This is a genomic window from Halomonas shantousis (assembly GCF_054654615.1).
Map to the genome: position 1 here is coordinate 1,395,499 of NZ_BAAIER010000002.1, position 14,719 is coordinate 1,410,217.

Genomic DNA, 14,719 nt, shown 5'->3' on the forward strand with positions numbered 1-14,719 from the left:
ATGGCCAGCCAGCAAATACTGATCGGCCTGATCGATCAACCTGGACAGAGACGAGATGCGCTTGCCCGGATCATCGCCGAGAGTGGCTTTGCCGTCACGACGGTCGATGCCCTGGCGGCGCTTCCGGCGGACACGGCATGCATCGTGGCGCACGCCCAGGCGGTCAGACGGTGCGACTGGCCGCGACTGTGCGAGCGCTTGCCGGCCATCATGGTCAGTGAAACGCGTCTCGACGACGATCTGCTCGGGGCGATCGATGCTGGCCTTGTCGACTATCTCGTCGAGCCTCTCGAGCACGGTGCGGTGCTGTGCCGGCTCATCGCCCGCGCCGTCGAGCATCACCGTCTGGCTGAGGCGCATGCACGTGATCGCGCTCGGCTGGCTGAACTCAATGAAAGCTTGGAAACCCACCTGGCCATGCTGCGTCTCGACCAGCAGGCGGGCAGTCACATCCAGCGCAAGCTGTTACCGCCGCGTCCCGTGACCTATAACGGCGTGACCGCCGATTATTGGCTGGAACCTTCGCTTTACCTTTCCGGCGATTTCCTCGACTTCCAGCCCTGCGACAGCCGCTACAGTTTCTTCTACTTCGCGGACGTGTCGGGCCATGGCGCTTCCTCGGCTTTCGTCACCGTACTGCTCAGGTATCTCTGCAACCGCTGGCTGTCGCGCTGGGACGGTCAAGCTCCTGAAACTTTCCCCTCGCGCTGGCTGACGGAGCTTAACCGGGAGCTGATCGACACCGGCATCGGCAAGCATGTGACAATCTTCGCCGGGGTGCTTGACCGCGAGCGTCGCTACCTCCACTATGCGCTCGGCGCGCAACTGCCCATGCCCGTGCTTCAGGAGGCTGGCGCCGTGACGGTCCTGGAGGGTACGGGATCGCCCGTCGGGCTGTTTGACGACGTCGAATTTCCTTCCTTCGGGCGCGAACTGGCGCAGAACTTTTGTCTTTGGATGTGTTCGGATGGAATCCTGGAATGCCTGCCCGGCGACACGCTCGATGCACGGCTTCAGGAGTTGGAGCGGCGCATCGCGCGCTGCTCCAGTATCCAGGCGTTGCGTGACAGTCTGATGCTGGGGGAAGCGTTGCCCGATGATCTCACCATGATGACACTGAGCGGTTTTGATAATGCATGAGGGGCGTATCAAGGCGGCCTTCGAGGCCGGTGTGTTCGTGCTCAAGCTGTGCGGCGATGTGCGGCTCACGCTCTGCGCCACGCTGGATGCCGAGGCGCAGCGCCTGGGCCAGATGCCGGGGCTGCGTGCGGTGATGGTCGATCTGCGCGAGGCGACCAACGTCGACTCCACCGCGTTGGGGTTTCTGGCCAAGGTGGCTCTGGCCGTGCAGGATCACGTCGAGCAGCGCCCGACCATCGTGGCCGATCATCCCGATGTGCGGCTCATGCTGGATGTGATGGGCTTCTCGCGTTATTTCACGCTGGTGACCTCACCCTTGACCGAGCCTGCCGAGCTGGACGATCTGCCGCAAGTCGAGGCCGGTGAGCGGGATATGCAGGAGCGCATTCTGGAGGCGCATCGCATCCTGATGCGCATGAGCGAGCATAACCGTCATGAATTCCAGCCGTTGATCGAGCTGCTGGAAGCCCAGCAGACCGATCCTCACCATAGTTGATCCTCTCAACTGCGCAGTTCACCCAGCAGTTCTTCCAGCTTGCGCTGATCGGCCATGAACTTGCGGATGCCTTCGGCCAGTTTCTCCGTCGCCATGGCGTCCTCGTTCATCTCCCAGCGGAATTCTCCTTCATCCAAGGGTTCCGGTGGTGAGGTTTCGGCACCGCCGGGCTGGAGCTGGCGCGTCAGCGAACCTTGGGACTCGGCCAGCTCCGCGAGCAGGGCGGGGGAGATGGTCAGGCGGTCGCAGCCGGCCAGTGCCTCGATCTCTCCGCTGTTGCGGAAGCTGGCACCCATGACGATGGTCTTGTAGCCGTGTCCCTTGTAGTGCTCGTAGATTTTCCGCACCGAACGCACGCCGGGGTCGCGTTCGCCGCTGAAGTCTGCTTCGGGATCGCGCGCCTTATGCCAGTCGAGGATACGTCCGACGAAGGGGGAGATCAGCGTCACGCCGGCATCGGCGCAGGCACGCGCCTGGGTGAAGCTGAACAGCAGCGTGAGGTTGGTACGGATGCCTTCGCGTTCGAGGCGCTCCGCGGCGCGGATGCCTTCCCAGGTCGAGGCGATCTTGATCAGGATCTTCTCCCGCGAGATACCGCGGCGCTCGTAGCGCTCGATCAGTGAGTGCGCCCGGTTGAGCGTAGCCCGGGTATCGAACGACAGGCGTGCGCTGACTTCGGTGGAGACGTAGCCGGGAACCAGCTCGCTGATCTCGCTACCCACGTCGACGGCGACGGCATCCAGTGCGTCATCGATGTCGGTACTTTGACGAGCGAGTTCGGCAAGCCGCACACGACGGCTTTCATGCTGTGCCGCCTGCAGGATGAGCGAGGGGTTAGTCGTGGCGTCGGTGGGCGTGAAACGCCGAATGGCGTCAAGATCGCCGGTGTCCGCAACGACGGTGGTCATTGCCTTGAGCTGCGTCAGTTTATCCAGAGCCATACCGTGGTCCCTCCTTGAGTCGAATCAGAGCCTCAACTTTACCAACTGCCCGATAGCGCGCCTAGCGCTCATCCGCGGACAGAGGTGATGCCCGTCTCGATGGCAGAGCGAACACCCGAGGTGGGCAAATGTTGTTATCATTAGCGGCTTCATGATAGTTCGGCTCACGCAAGGAGGCTTATGCTGACGCTCGATTCCCGGCGCGTCGCGCTGCTGGTCGCGGCCAATACCGCCCTGGCACCTTTCGCCATTGACGCCTATCTGCCGGCCATCCCCTCCTTGGCCGAGGCCGTGGGAGCCAGCGTTCACCATACCGAGCTTTCCGTCAGTGTCTTTCTGTTCGGCTTCGCCCTGGGGCAGCTGATCTGTGGGCCGCTGTCCGACCGTCTGGGGCGCAAGCCGATACTGCTGTCGGGGCTGGCGGTGTTTCTGCTGGCCAGCCTGGCCATCACTCAGGTCGGTTCCATCGGGCAGTTGTGGCTGCTGCGCTTTGTCCAGGCGCTGGGAGGCGGGGCCTGCGTGGTCAATTCGGCGGCCATCGTGCGCGACTGTTTCAGCGGGCGCGAGGCGGCGAAAGTCATGTCGACCATGGTCATGATCCTGATGCTGGCGCCGCTGGTGGCACCCATGGTGGGCAGCGGGCTGCTGTATCTGGCCGACTGGTGGGCCATCTTCCTGTTCCTCGCATTGTATGCGGCGTTTCTGCTGTGGCTGCTGAGCACACGCCTGCCCGAGACGCACGGCCGTGATCCGAATGCCGCCCCCTGGAGCCAGATTCTCGGCAACTATCTGAGCGTACTGCGTCATCGCGAGGCGATGGGGTATATCTTCGCCGTTTCGATGTCGTTTGCCGGCATGTTCGCTTTCATTACCGGCTCGCCCTATCTCTATATGCAGCATTACGGGCTTTCGCCGGCTGCCTATCCCTTCGTGTTCGGCGCCAACATTCTGGTCATGGCAGGCTCCAACCGCCTCAACATCCGCCTGCTCAGATCGCATTCGCCGCAGCAGAATCTGCTTCTCGGGCTCGGCATCCAACTGGCGGCGGGAGTGGCCCTGGTCACGATCTTTGCGCTGGGAGCAGACTCGCTGGTCAGCGTCGTGCCATTGATGGTGCTGTTCGTCGGCATGCAGGGGCTTATCAGTCCCAATGCCATGTCCGCCATGCTGGATCATTTTCCGCGCATGAGCGCTACCGCCACGGCCTTGCAGGGAAGTGTGCAGTTCACCAGCGGGGCGCTTGCCGGCGTGCTGGTCGGCGCCTTCGAGGTGGCCAGCGCGTGGCCGACGGTGCTGACCATGCTGGGTGCCACGCTGCTCGGCAATCTCGCCGTACGCGTACTGGCTCGGGGTGCCCTGCATGGCTGAGTTTTTGGGCGTATCGCTGCTGGTCTGGCTGGGGTGTGCCGCCTCGCTGTTTCTGGGCGCCTTCGTGCAGCGTGCCACGGGCTTCGGGTTGGCGGTGATCGGTGCACCCTTGCTGCTGATGCTGGAACCGCGACTGGTACCGGTGGTGCTGGTCATGTTCGGCTTGCTGGTGTCGCTGATGATGGCGGGGCGCTATCGTCACGAGATTCGTCTCGACGCCATCGGCATGGCGCTAGTCGGTCGCCTGCCCGGCAATGCACTGGGTGCCTGGCTGTTGCTGGCCGTGCCCCTGGCAGTGCTCGAACATCTCATTGCCGCTATCGTGCTGATTGCCGTGGCCGTAAGCCTGTTGCGCTTCAGCCTGCCGGTCAACCGGCTCAGCCTGTTTATCGCCGGCGTGGTCTCCGGCGTGTTCGGCACCGTGTCGGGTATCGGCGGGCCGCCCATCGCGCTGCTCATGCACCGCCTGCCGCCGGACAGCGTGCGCGGCAATCTGGCGGCGTTCTTCATCGTCGGCTCGATACTGACCCTGACGGTATTGGCCCTGGCCGGACGCATTCAGCTTTGGCATCTGGCAATGGCGGTGAGCTTCGTGCCGGCGATTCTGGCGGGAAGCTGGGTCGCGGCGCGCATCGCGCACCGGTTGGACCGTCGCACCCTGCAGTATGCTTCGTTGTCGTTATGCACCCTGGCGGCACTGGGGCTGCTGATCGATTGATACGCCACGAATCGGGCATCGTTGCTATTACCGACATCGTCTCCTGGGCTACCGGCATCGCCTCCTGGGCATGTCTCGATGCTGAGCCGGAGCATGATCTGCATAATACCGGGCGGGGTGAGTCCCGCTACTTCCTCGCTGGAATCCAGGCTCTCGTGCAGGCATCTTGCATTGGCGTGGCGCATCATGGTGGCTTGCGTCATGCGACAAATGTACGGCTGACACGAAACTGACATATTTCCTCGTTAACGTGGCCTCCGTAGCAGGTCGATGACCTCCAGGCGAACAGACGGCAGGAAGGCCCCATTCCCAAGAAGGCCCGATGCCCTGTCGCGTACGAAGCAGAGCGGTCCACTGAAGGAGCCATTCCATGTTGAAACATGTTGCAACGACCCTGATTTCCGCGTCCTTGGCGCTGGGCGCCACGGCAGCCGTCGCCGCTGACAGCATTACCGGCGCGGGCGCTACGTTTCCTTACCCCGTTTATTCCCAGTGGGCCGATGCCTATCAGGATGAATCCGGCGTAGGGCTGAACTATCAGGCAATCGGCTCCGGTGGCGGCATTCAGCAGATTACTGCCAAGACCGTGACCTTCGGTGCCTCCGATGCGCCGATGACGCCGGAAGAACTCGACAAGAATGGCCTGGTTCAGTGGCCGCAGATCATGGGTGCCGTCGTCCCGGTGTTGAACGTCGAAGGGATCGAAGAAGGGCAACTCAAGCTCGACGGGCCGACCCTTGCCGATATCTATGCCGGCGAGATTACCCGCTGGAACGATGAGGCTATCCAACAGCTCAACTCCGGCCTTGACCTGCCCGATACCCGCATCACGCCGGTCTATCGCGCCGAGGGTTCCGGTACCAACTTCCTGTTCACCCACTACCTGGCGCAGGTCAGCCAGAGCTTTGCCGATAACATCGGCGAGGGCAAGTCGGTAGCCTGGCCGGTGGGCGTCGGTGCCAAGGCCAACGCAGGTGTGGCCAATCAGGTCGCTCAGACCAATGGCGCGATCGGCTATGTCGAATCTGCTTATGCCGAACAGAATGACATGAACGTAGCGCAGATGAAGAACCAGGCTGGCCAGTTCGTCACTGCCGACACCGAAAGCTTCAAGGCTGCTGCCGCCAATGCCGACTGGCAGAACGCCGAAGGCATGTATCTGGTGCTGACCAACCAGCCGGGCGAGCAGAGCTGGCCGATCGTTGGGGCCTCTTTCATCCTGATGCACAAGCAAGTGGATGATGCCGATGCTGCCCGCCAGGCACTCGAATTCTTCGACTGGGCATTCGCGAATGGTGACGATGCCGCAGCGGAACTCAACTACGTGCCGATGCCTCAGAACGTTGCCGACATGATTCGCAACGATGTCTGGTCGCAGATCAAGGGGCAGGACGGTCAGCAAGTCTGGCAGCAGTAATAAACGCAGAAACATGTCCTTCAAGGCTGCGGGCTCTCTGCCCGCAGCTCTTTTGTATTCAGCCGCTTCGCTTTGCCCGATGCATGGGCTGGCGGATCGAACGAAAGTCACCCTGGGCTGGGTGAACCAAGAGTGATGAAAATGCCTGCTATTGCCGACAATCGCCATCTTCTGAGTGCCAGCGGGAACGAGCTTAAAGCGCTCAAGCGCAACGGCATGATCGATCGCCTGTTCGAGCGCGCGACGCTGTTCTTTGCTCTGCTGGTGCTGATCCTGCTCGGTTCGATCATGATATCGCTGATCGCCTCGGGGTGGCCGGCGCTCTCAACGCTAGGTCTCGATTTCTTCACCACCGATCGCTGGGCGGCGAATATCGAGAGATTCGGTGCATTACCGGCGATCTACGGCACGCTGGTCACCTCGATTATCGCCATCGTCATCGCCGTGCCGGTGTCGTTCGGCATTGCGATCTTCCTGACCGAAATCTGCCCGACGGTATTGAGGCGTCCGTTGGGTACGACGATCGAGTTGCTGGCCGGCATTCCGTCGATCATCTACGGGATGTGGGGCGTCGAGGTGCTGGCGCCGTTCTTGCAAACTCATTTCCCCGAAGTCTTTCCGGCCGGAACGGGCCTGGCTACCGCTGGGCTGATTCTCGCCGTGATGATCATTCCCTTCATTACCGCTATCACCCGCGACGTGATGGTGACGGTGCCGACGATGCTGCGTGAATCGGCTTACGGGTTGGGCTGCACCACCTGGGAAGTGGTGCGTAGCGTGATCTTTCCTTCGGTGCGGGGAGGTATGGTGGGTGGCGTGATCCTGGGGCTCGGACGGGCATTGGGCGAAACCATGGCGGTGACGTTCGTGATCGGTAACAACCTCTTTCTCAACCCGACCCTGACCGGTCAGGGCACTTCCATCGCCGCGCTGATTGCCAATCAGTTTCCCGAGGCGGATGGACTGCAGCGCTCGGCACTGCTGGCGCTGGGGCTGTTACTGTTTGTCCTCACCTTCATCGTGCTGGCCATTGCCCGTTACATGCTCAATCGCATAGAACGGCGCGCACCCTGAGGAAGCTTTCATGAATTCTGTCTATCGTCAGCGCCGCATCGTCAACCGTACCATCATGACGCTTTGCATTGTCGCCACTGCGTTTGGCATCTTCTGGTTGTTGCTGATACTCGCTGAATTGCTGTTCAAGGGAGTGACGGCACTGTCGCCGGATGTGTTTCTCGAGCGCACCCGAATGACGGGTGGCGGGCTTGGCAATGCTATTCTCGGCAGTCTGATCATGACTGCACTGGCGACAGTGGCTGGAACCATCATCGGTGTCGCGGCCGGTACCTGGCTGGCCGAATATGGCGGCAAGTCGCGGCTGGCCAGCCTCGTGCGTTTCATCAACGACGTACTGCTCTCGGCACCGTCGATTATCGTCGGCCTGTTCATTTACGCCGTCATTGTTCTGCCGATGGGGCATTTCTCTGGCTGGGCCGGGGTGGCTGCGCTCACTGTACTGATCATCCCGGTGGTCATTCGGTCCACCGAGGACATGCTGAAGCTGGTGCCCAACACCTTGCGAGAAGCCGCTGCGGCATTGGGAGCGCATCGCTGGTGGATAGTGGCCAAGGTGTGTTATAGCGGCGCAAGAGCCGGTATCACCACCGGTATTCTGCTGGGCTGCGCGCGCATCAGCGGAGAAACCGCTCCGCTGATCTTCACGTCGTTGAACTCCAATCAATGGAACTTCTTCGACATGAACAGCGAAATGCCAAACCTGCCGATGACGCTCTACCAGAACATGACGATCAACTCGTTCATTCCCCGCCAGGTCGAGCTGGCCTGGGCCGGGGCGCTCATACTGACGGCGGCGGTACTGGCGCTGAATATTGGCGCCCGCATCATCTCCAGCCGAAGCAGCAAACGCTAAGCTGCGAAGAGGTTAATCATGGATCTTTCACGAGACGCTTCGATGTCCGCGAGTACCGACGAGAGTCGGCTGTCACCTGCTTCAGCCGAGACGGCAAAACTCCTGATCAAGGATTTAAACTTCTACTATGGAAATTTTCAGGCGCTGAAGGATATCTCCATGGAGGTCCCGCCCAACCAGGTGGTTGCCTTCATCGGGCCTTCCGGCTGCGGTAAGTCCACCATGCTGCGCTGCCTCAATCGCATACACGATCTCTATTCGGGACAGCGGATGGAGGGACAGATTCTATTCGATGGCCAGGACATCAATGACAAGCGTGTCGATGCCAACCTGCTGCGCTCACGTATCGGCATGGTATTTCAGAAGCCGACCCCCTTTCCGATGTCGGTGTTCGACAATATCGCTTTCGGTGTGAAGCTGTATGAGCGGCTTTCCTCCCGCGAGATGGAAGAGCGTGTCGAGTGGGCATTGCGCAAGGCGGCACTGTGGGAGGAGACCAAGGACAAGCTCAAGCAGAGCGGTCAGGCGCTCTCGGGTGGTCAGCAGCAACGGTTGTGTATTGCGCGGACCATTGCGGTGAAGCCCGAGGTGATTCTACTCGACGAGCCGACCTCGGCGCTCGACCCGATCTCCACCGGCTATATCGAGGATCTGGTCAACGAGCTCAAGCAGGATTACACCATCGTCATCGTCACGCATAACATGCAGCAGGCGGCACGCGTCTCGGACTACACGGCGTTTTTCCATCTAGGCGAAATGGTCGAGTACAACGAGACCAAGCGCATGTTCTCGACGCCACGCACCAAGCGTGCCGAAGACTATATCACCGGCCGCTACGGCTGAGACTCGACCTTGGCTCGGCTCTGCCGGCTTGGGCTGGCCGAGCCATGATGCATTGTCGTACAACCAGGACAGCCCGACCGGTATTGTCGCGGTGCGACAGCGCTGCAGGCATGACAACTCGCTGGTAGTCTGTCGGCTGGTTTGCCGGGATCCGCCGAATGTTGACGCCTCTAATCTATTTTGCAGCTGCGCTAGCTGAAATCGCCGGCTGTTTCGCGTTCTGGGCCTGGTGGCGCCTGAACAAGACCATCGGTTGGCTGCTGCCCGGGATGCTCAGCCTGGCCCTGTTTGCCTGGTTGCTCTCGCGCGTCGATGCCGACTACGCGGGACGCGCCTACGCTGCCTATGGTGGTGTCTACATCGTCACGTCCCTGCTCTGGCTGTGGCTGGTCGAGCATCGTTCGCCCGACCGCTGGGATCTGCTGGGGGCTGCCATTTGCCTGGTCGGCGCGGGTGTGATCCTGCTCGGGCCGAGGGGCGGCTAAAATTAAAGCAGGCTGATCACAAGCCCGCCCAGCCCCACGAGCACCACCATGATCCAGGGTGGCGTCTTTCCATGTTCTCGACAGCACGAAACCGATCAATGCCGGGGCAGGGTCGTAGGGGCCGAGGATGGCGCTGGTCCAAACCGGCGGGTAAAGCGCCGCGCCGAGTATTCCCATGACGGCAGTATTAGCCCTCCGACAGGCAGAAGGAGAAGGCCGATGGCTATTGTTCTGATTGGTCTGCTGACGGTGCTGGCCAGCGGGCTGGGCACGCTGACCGGTTTCGGGACCTCGACGCTGATGGTTCCGATTCTGGCGATGTTCTATCCGTTGCCGCAAACCCTGCTGCTGGTAGGAATCGTACATTTTTTCACCAGCCTCTGGCGGGCACTGCTGTTTCGTCGCGGGCTGCGCTGGGATCTGATCCTGAAGTTCGGTATGCCAGGCATACTGCTGAGCATCGTCGGCGGCTGGCTGATGTTCCGGCTGCCACAGGATATCGGTGGACAAATACTGGGTGCAGTACTGCTGGCCTACGTCGTCTTCGTGCTAATCAAAGGAAGGGTCAGGCTGCCGCAGCGCACCTCTGTCGCCGTCATCGGCGGCGCCCTCTATGGACTGATCGCCGGAATCTTCGGTATCGGCGGGGCGGTACGCGGCGCTTTCCTGAATGCCTTCGATCTGGAAAAGTCGGTGTATCTCGCCGCGACCGGCGTCATCGCCTTGGCCGTCGACAGTAGCCGAGTGGCCACCTACTGGCTGGGTGGCGACGGATTACCCCCGACGCTGGCCTGGGGCCTGCTGGTGTTCGTGCCGTTGTCGTTGCTCGGCGCAAGGCTGGCCAAGGCCATTGTCGAACGTATTCCGCAGCAGTATTTCCAGCGTCTCATCGCCGTGGCTCTTGGTCTGATCGCATTCAAGTTGCTGCTGTTTCCGGCCAGCGGTTGAAATCGTTCCCGGTACGGTGAGTCGTTATCCCACATTGATCGCCGCACTTGGTTAGCCATGCATGGTTCTCCCACCAGGTCCGGGAGGGCGACATTGGTCGTGCTGTCGGTCTGTTGCGTTGACCGGATACAGGGCCTGTGCTTTTCTCGGCTAAACCAATCAAGCGCTAGTATCAATGCCATGACCGCCATGAACGTTTCTTCCCGACGCAGAGAACTGATTCGTATCGCCGCTGGTCTCTTCGTGGGGGAGGGATTCGAGCGGACGACCGTACGCATGCTGGCGCAGGAAATGGGCATCAAGTCAGGCAGCCTGTTTCATCATTTCCGCGACAAGCAGGAAATCCTGGAAGCCGTAATCGAGGAGGGCATGCACAGCGCCCTGGCCACGGCACGGGACATGCTTGACGCTGCCGGCGACGCGCCTCGCCAGCGTCTCGATGCCATGGCCCGTGCGCATCTCCAAACCCTGCTCGACGATCGCAATGCTCATGTCGTGGCGCTCTACGAATGGCGCCGTCTCGATGAATCCTCCCGGCAGCACTTGGCCCATCTGCGCGATGAATACGAGGCGCTCTGGCGTTCGGTGATCGACGAGGCGCTGCAGGCCGGGCTGATTCAAGGGGAGCCTTTCCTGGTGCATCGTTTTTTGCTGGGCGCATTGAACTGGACCGTCCGCTGGTACGATCCCCATGGGCCCCGTTCCCCCGAGTCCTTGGCATCGGGACTGGTGGCCATGCTCATGACCCCCGACGAGCCATTATCGCAGCGACAGGCATGACTCCTTCATTTTCCTTCCAAGGGGCACGCCTCGCTGGGGACATGCCACCAAGGTCGGGGATATGGTTTTAAACGAGCGCTTGACTCATATCCCTGTCTGGCATAATTTCAAACGCATGTTTGAGGCTGCGCTGGGTGCAGCTCTATCCGTGATTCAGGAGTGATCAACATGCCCGATTATCAGGCTCCCCTGCGCGACATGCGCTTCGTGATGGACGAACTGCTCGATTATCCTGCCCATTACGCTCATCTGCCCAATGCTGATGACGTGTCGCCGGACGTGGTTTCCGCCATTCTCGAAGAGGGCGCGCGTTTCACGCGCGAGGTCCTGCTGCCACTCAACCAGTCGGGCGATCAGGAAGGCTGTCGCCTTGAAGGCGGGGAGGTCAAGGCGCCTCAGGGCTTCAAGGAGGCGTATGCCCAGTACGTCGAGGGCGGTTGGCCGAGTCTCTCCGGGGATCCCGCTTACGGAGGGCAGGGGCTGCCACCTTCATTGGGAATGCTGCTGTCCGAGATGATCTGTGCGACCAATCTCGCATGGGGCATGTATCCGGGGCTGTCGCATGGGGCAGCCGATGCTCTGCGCCATCACGGTACCGAAGAGCAGAAAACCGCCTATCTCACCAAGCTGATCGAGGGGGTGTGGACCGGCACCATGTGCCTGACCGAGCCGCACTGCGGCACCGACCTCGGTATGATCAAGACACGTGCCGTGCCTCAGGACGACGGTAGCTATCAGATATCCGGCACCAAGATTTTCATTTCGGCAGGTGAACACGATCTGGCCGAGAACATCGTCCATCTGGTCCTGGCCAAACTGCCGGATGCACCGGAAGGTTCCAAGGGCATCTCCCTGTTCGTCGTGCCCAAGTATCTCCCCGACGCCGAGGGCAATCCGGGCGAGCGCAATGCGCTGGCCTGCGGCTCGCTGGAGCACAAGATGGGTATCCACGGCAACGCGACCTGCGTGATGAATTTCGATGGCGCCCGCGGCTTCATGGTTGGCGAGCCCAACAAGGGCCTGGCCTGCATGTTCACCATGATGAACGTGGCGCGCATCGGGGTCGGCATTCAAGGGTTGGGCCTGATGGAGGTCAGCTTCCAGAATGCGCTGGCCTATGCTCGCGACCGCTTGCAGATGCGCTCGCTCTCCGGCCCCAAGGCTACCGACAAGCCGGCGGATCCGATCATCGTCCATCCCGACGTGCGTCGCATGCTGCTGACCCAGAAATCCTTTGCCGAAGGCGGACGCATGCTGGTGCTTTATACCGCCCAGCTGGCGGACGTGGCCGAATGCTCCCAGGATGGTGCCGAGCGGGAACAGGCCGAAGTGCTGCTTGGGTTGTTGACGCCGATCGTCAAGGCCTTCCTGACCGAGGCCGGTTTCGAGGCGACCAACGAAGGCGTGCAGGTGTTCGGCGGGCACGGCTTCATCCAGGAGTGGGGCATGGAGCAGTTCGTGCGCGATTCGCGCATCACGCGCCTCTACGAGGGCACCACGGGAATTCAGGCTCTCGACCTGCTGGGCCGCAAGGTGCTGATGAACCAAGGCGAAAGCCTGCGGGTCTTCACCAAGCAGATCCACAAGTTCTGCAAGGCTCAGGAGGGTGACGCCACGCTGGAAGCATTCACCACACCCCTGGCCAAGCTCAATGCCGAGTGGGGCGAGCTGACCATGGCCGTGGGCATGAAAGCGATGCAGGATCGCGAGGAGGTCGGTGCGGCCAGTGTCGATTACCTCATGTATTCCGGCTACGTCACGCTGGCTTATTTCTGGGCGCAGGCTGCCCAGGCGGCGGCGCAGGCACTGGCAAAGGGGACCGATGAGCCAGCGTTCTACCAGGCCAAACTGGATACAGCTCGTTTCTATTATCAGCGGCTGCTGCCGCGCACTCGGGCGCATGCCGAAATGATCCGCGCCGGCAGTGCCTCTCTGATGGCGATCGACGCCGAGAATTTCGGGCTGGGCTTCGAAATCTGAATTCTCTCCGGTCAGGCGCTCTGACCTCGCTTGATGGCGGACTTCGGTCCGCCTTTTTGCTGCTAGTATTTTCTTTTCCGTTCGTACCTCCGGAGGGTTTGTGCTGCCTGACGTCCGGGGGCATGATGAGGGTTCCGATACTTCAAGGAAGAAGACCTCATGCCTCAGGGACAAGAGCCGATCCCGCCGAACGTTCCTCTGAATCTGACGTTGGCGCTGGCATCGATCGTGGTCATCATCGGCGGTATGCGTCTGGGGGCGGACCTGCTGGTGCCGATCATCCTTTCGCTGTTCATTGCCGTGATCTGTACGGCACCGGTGCACTGGTTGCATGAACATGGCCTGGGAACACGAACCTCGGTTCTGACAACGCTGTTCATACTGGGCGGCCTGTTCACGTTGCTGGGCGTTCTGCTTGCCAATAGTTTCGCCACTTTCGTCGAGGCGCTCCCCGCCTTGGAGGAACAGCTGCATGGGCATTACCTGAGCCTGCTGCAATGGCTGGCGGGGCTGGGCTTTTCCATTCATCCCCAGCAGTTTTCCGAGCTGCTGGATCCGGCCCAAGCGACAGGATGGGTGCCGCTCTTTCTCGGCGGAATCGGTAGCCTGCTCTCGCAGAGCATCGTGATCATGCTGCTGGTGATCTTCATGCTGTTCGAGACGCTGGATTTTCGTAACAAGGTTGCCCGCGCCCTGAACAATCCTGCGCCCAGTCTGGAGCGTTTCACCGAGTTCAGTCGTAACCTCAAGCGCTATCTAGCCGTGAAGACCGTCATCAGCCTGGTCACCGGCGTCCTGGTGTGGATCTCCTGTTGGCTGATCGGCGTCGATTTCCCGCTGCTCTGGGCCACACTGGCCTTCTGCCTGAACTACATTCCCAACATCGGCTCGGCGCTGGCGGCGATTCCCGCCGTACTGCTGACATTGGCCATGCCCGAAGGAGGATTGTTCAAGGCCATGTTGCTCTCCGGCGCCTATCTGGGAATCAATTTCCTGATGGGCAACATCATCGAACCACGGGTAATGGGGCGAACCTTGGGGCTGTCGACGCTGGTCGCCTTCCTGTCCCTGGTGGTGTGGGGATGGATTCTCGGTCCGGTAGGTATGCTGCTTTCGGTACCGTTGACCATGACGCTCAAGATCGCATTGGAAAGTCATCCCGAAACGCGCTGGCTGGCAAGGTTGCTGGGGCCCAACGAGCAGAGGCGCAAGCGCACGCTGCGGATACAAGGCCGAGGTGGCGAGGCCACATGAGAGACATGAGAGGAGGGCGGGAACACATCGCCCAGTGACTGGGCGATGTGCAGATGGGGCGGGGTATCAGGCGTTCTGATCGATGAACTGAGAGAGCTGGCTCTTGGACTGTGCGCCCACCAGGGAGGCGACCTTGGCGCCTGACTTGAACAGCATGACGGTCGGAACGCCGCGTACGCCATGTTCGGCAGCGATTTCAGGGGCATCGTCGACATTGACGCTGACGACCTTGAGGTTGTCGGCTTTCTCGTCGGCGACTTCATCGACCACCGGTGCCATCATCTTGCAGGGGCCGCACCAAGGAGCCCAGAATTTCAACAGTACCGGCTTGTCCGCCTTGATAACTTCCTGCTCGAAGTTGGCAGTGGTGACATCGACATTGTTAGCCATGGAAATCTCCCATTTCATTGCGCTTTATC

15 protein-coding genes are annotated in these 14,719 nt (G+C 60.9%); 13 read left to right on the forward strand and 2 right to left on the reverse strand.

The annotated features are described in order from the left end of the window. Both ACYQ12_RS06890 and ACYQ12_RS06895 read left to right on the forward strand, forming a co-directional pair. Window positions 1-1,140 carry a PP2C family protein-serine/threonine phosphatase gene (locus ACYQ12_RS06890; RefSeq protein WP_459869416.1) on the forward strand — a complete coding sequence of 380 codons (1,140 nt, stop codon included), beginning with the start codon at window positions 1-3 and terminating at the stop codon, window positions 1,138-1,140. Beyond that, on the forward strand, window positions 1,127-1,636 hold the full coding sequence (locus ACYQ12_RS06895; RefSeq protein ID WP_459869418.1) for an STAS domain-containing protein: 510 nt from the start codon (window positions 1,127-1,129) through the stop codon (window positions 1,634-1,636). The genes ACYQ12_RS06890 and ACYQ12_RS06895 overlap by 14 nt, the downstream gene beginning before the upstream one ends. 5 nt (window positions 1,637-1,641) lie before the next feature. Here ACYQ12_RS06895 and tal read toward each other — a convergent pair whose 3' ends face one another. Further along, window positions 1,642-2,577, reverse strand: coding sequence for a transaldolase (gene tal / locus ACYQ12_RS06900; protein ID WP_459869420.1), 936 nt, complete (start codon window positions 2,575-2,577; stop codon window positions 1,642-1,644). Between the two features lie 183 nt (window positions 2,578-2,760). Between tal and ACYQ12_RS06905 the strand changes: the two genes are divergently transcribed. The 11 genes from ACYQ12_RS06905 (at window position 2,761) to ACYQ12_RS06955 (ending at window position 14,300) form a co-directional block, all read left to right on the forward strand. Next, window positions 2,761-3,945: a Bcr/CflA family multidrug efflux MFS transporter gene (locus ACYQ12_RS06905; RefSeq protein WP_459874475.1), complete on the forward strand. Its 1,185-nt coding sequence runs from the start codon at window positions 2,761-2,763 to the stop codon at window positions 3,943-3,945. Then, complete coding sequence (locus tag ACYQ12_RS06910; protein ID WP_459869422.1) at window positions 3,938-4,663, forward strand: sulfite exporter TauE/SafE family protein; 726 nt, start codon at window positions 3,938-3,940, stop codon at window positions 4,661-4,663. The genes ACYQ12_RS06905 and ACYQ12_RS06910 overlap by 8 nt, the downstream gene beginning before the upstream one ends. Window positions 4,664-5,033: 370 nt before the next feature. Continuing rightward, window positions 5,034-6,080 (forward strand): phosphate ABC transporter substrate-binding protein PstS, encoded by a 1,047-nt coding sequence (pstS, locus tag ACYQ12_RS06915; protein WP_459869424.1) that lies wholly within the window; start codon window positions 5,034-5,036, stop codon window positions 6,078-6,080. A 141-nt stretch (window positions 6,081-6,221) separates the two neighbouring features. Further along, a complete protein-coding gene (gene pstC, locus ACYQ12_RS06920; RefSeq protein ID WP_459869426.1) occupies window positions 6,222-7,154 on the forward strand; it encodes a phosphate ABC transporter permease subunit PstC in 933 nt (310 codons plus the stop codon). 10 nt (window positions 7,155-7,164) lie between these two features. Further along, window positions 7,165-8,010: a phosphate ABC transporter permease PstA gene (gene pstA, locus ACYQ12_RS06925; protein WP_459869428.1), complete on the forward strand. Its 846-nt coding sequence runs from the start codon at window positions 7,165-7,167 to the stop codon at window positions 8,008-8,010. A 42-nt stretch (window positions 8,011-8,052) separates the two neighbouring features. Beyond that, on the forward strand, window positions 8,053-8,853 hold the full coding sequence (pstB, locus tag ACYQ12_RS06930) for a phosphate ABC transporter ATP-binding protein PstB (protein ID WP_459874476.1): 801 nt from the start codon (window positions 8,053-8,055) through the stop codon (window positions 8,851-8,853). A gap of 158 nt (window positions 8,854-9,011) precedes the next feature. After that, window positions 9,012-9,338, forward strand: coding sequence for a YnfA family protein (locus ACYQ12_RS06935; protein WP_459869430.1), 327 nt, complete (start codon window positions 9,012-9,014; stop codon window positions 9,336-9,338). A gap of 219 nt (window positions 9,339-9,557) precedes the next feature. Next, window positions 9,558-10,286, forward strand: coding sequence for a sulfite exporter TauE/SafE family protein (locus tag ACYQ12_RS06940; RefSeq protein ID WP_459869432.1), 729 nt, complete (start codon window positions 9,558-9,560; stop codon window positions 10,284-10,286). A gap of 189 nt (window positions 10,287-10,475) precedes the next feature. Further along, entirely contained in the window at window positions 10,476-11,066 is a 591-nt protein-coding gene (locus tag ACYQ12_RS06945; RefSeq protein WP_459869434.1) for a TetR/AcrR family transcriptional regulator, read from the forward strand. A 168-nt stretch (window positions 11,067-11,234) separates the two neighbouring features. Beyond that, entirely contained in the window at window positions 11,235-13,046 is a 1,812-nt protein-coding gene (locus tag ACYQ12_RS06950; RefSeq protein ID WP_459869436.1) for an acyl-CoA dehydrogenase C-terminal domain-containing protein, read from the forward strand. A gap of 159 nt (window positions 13,047-13,205) precedes the next feature. Then, on the forward strand, window positions 13,206-14,300 hold the full coding sequence (locus ACYQ12_RS06955; RefSeq protein ID WP_459869438.1) for an AI-2E family transporter: 1,095 nt from the start codon (window positions 13,206-13,208) through the stop codon (window positions 14,298-14,300). 66 nt (window positions 14,301-14,366) lie between these two features. On the opposite strand, the gene trxA is transcribed toward ACYQ12_RS06955, so the two are convergent. Beyond that, the gene (trxA, locus tag ACYQ12_RS06960) at window positions 14,367-14,690 is read right to left on the reverse strand and encodes a thioredoxin (RefSeq protein ID WP_459869440.1); all 324 of its coding nucleotides are present in this window, start codon (window positions 14,688-14,690) and stop codon (window positions 14,367-14,369) included. Window positions 14,691-14,719: the final 29 nt, after the last annotated feature.

Bases quoted from the DNA above. Each gene is read 5' to 3' on its own strand.
- pstA (WP_459869428.1), top strand. From the start codon at position 7,165: ATGAATTCTGTCTATCGTCAGCGCCGCATCGTCAACCGTACCATCATG.
- pstS (WP_459869424.1), top strand. From the start codon at position 5,034: ATGTTGAAACATGTTGCAACGACCCTGATTTCCGCGTCCTTGGCGCTG.
- ACYQ12_RS06955 (WP_459869438.1), top strand. From the start codon at position 13,206: ATGCCTCAGGGACAAGAGCCGATCCCGCCGAACGTTCCTCTGAATCTG.
- ACYQ12_RS06945 (WP_459869434.1), top strand. From the start codon at position 10,476: ATGAACGTTTCTTCCCGACGCAGAGAACTGATTCGTATCGCCGCTGGT.
- tal (WP_459869420.1), bottom strand. From the start codon at position 2,577: ATGGCTCTGGATAAACTGACGCAGCTCAAGGCAATGACCACCGTCGTT.
- ACYQ12_RS06935 (WP_459869430.1), top strand. From the start codon at position 9,012: ATGTTGACGCCTCTAATCTATTTTGCAGCTGCGCTAGCTGAAATCGCC.
- trxA (WP_459869440.1), bottom strand. From the start codon at position 14,690: ATGGCTAACAATGTCGATGTCACCACTGCCAACTTCGAGCAGGAAGTT.
- ACYQ12_RS06890 (WP_459869416.1), top strand. From the start codon at position 1: ATGGCCAGCCAGCAAATACTGATCGGCCTGATCGATCAACCTGGACAG.
- ACYQ12_RS06940 (WP_459869432.1), top strand. From the start codon at position 9,558: ATGGCTATTGTTCTGATTGGTCTGCTGACGGTGCTGGCCAGCGGGCTG.
- ACYQ12_RS06950 (WP_459869436.1), top strand. From the start codon at position 11,235: ATGCCCGATTATCAGGCTCCCCTGCGCGACATGCGCTTCGTGATGGAC.
- ACYQ12_RS06910 (WP_459869422.1), top strand. From the start codon at position 3,938: ATGGCTGAGTTTTTGGGCGTATCGCTGCTGGTCTGGCTGGGGTGTGCC.
- pstB (WP_459874476.1), top strand. From the start codon at position 8,053: ATGTCCGCGAGTACCGACGAGAGTCGGCTGTCACCTGCTTCAGCCGAG.
- pstC (WP_459869426.1), top strand. From the start codon at position 6,222: ATGCCTGCTATTGCCGACAATCGCCATCTTCTGAGTGCCAGCGGGAAC.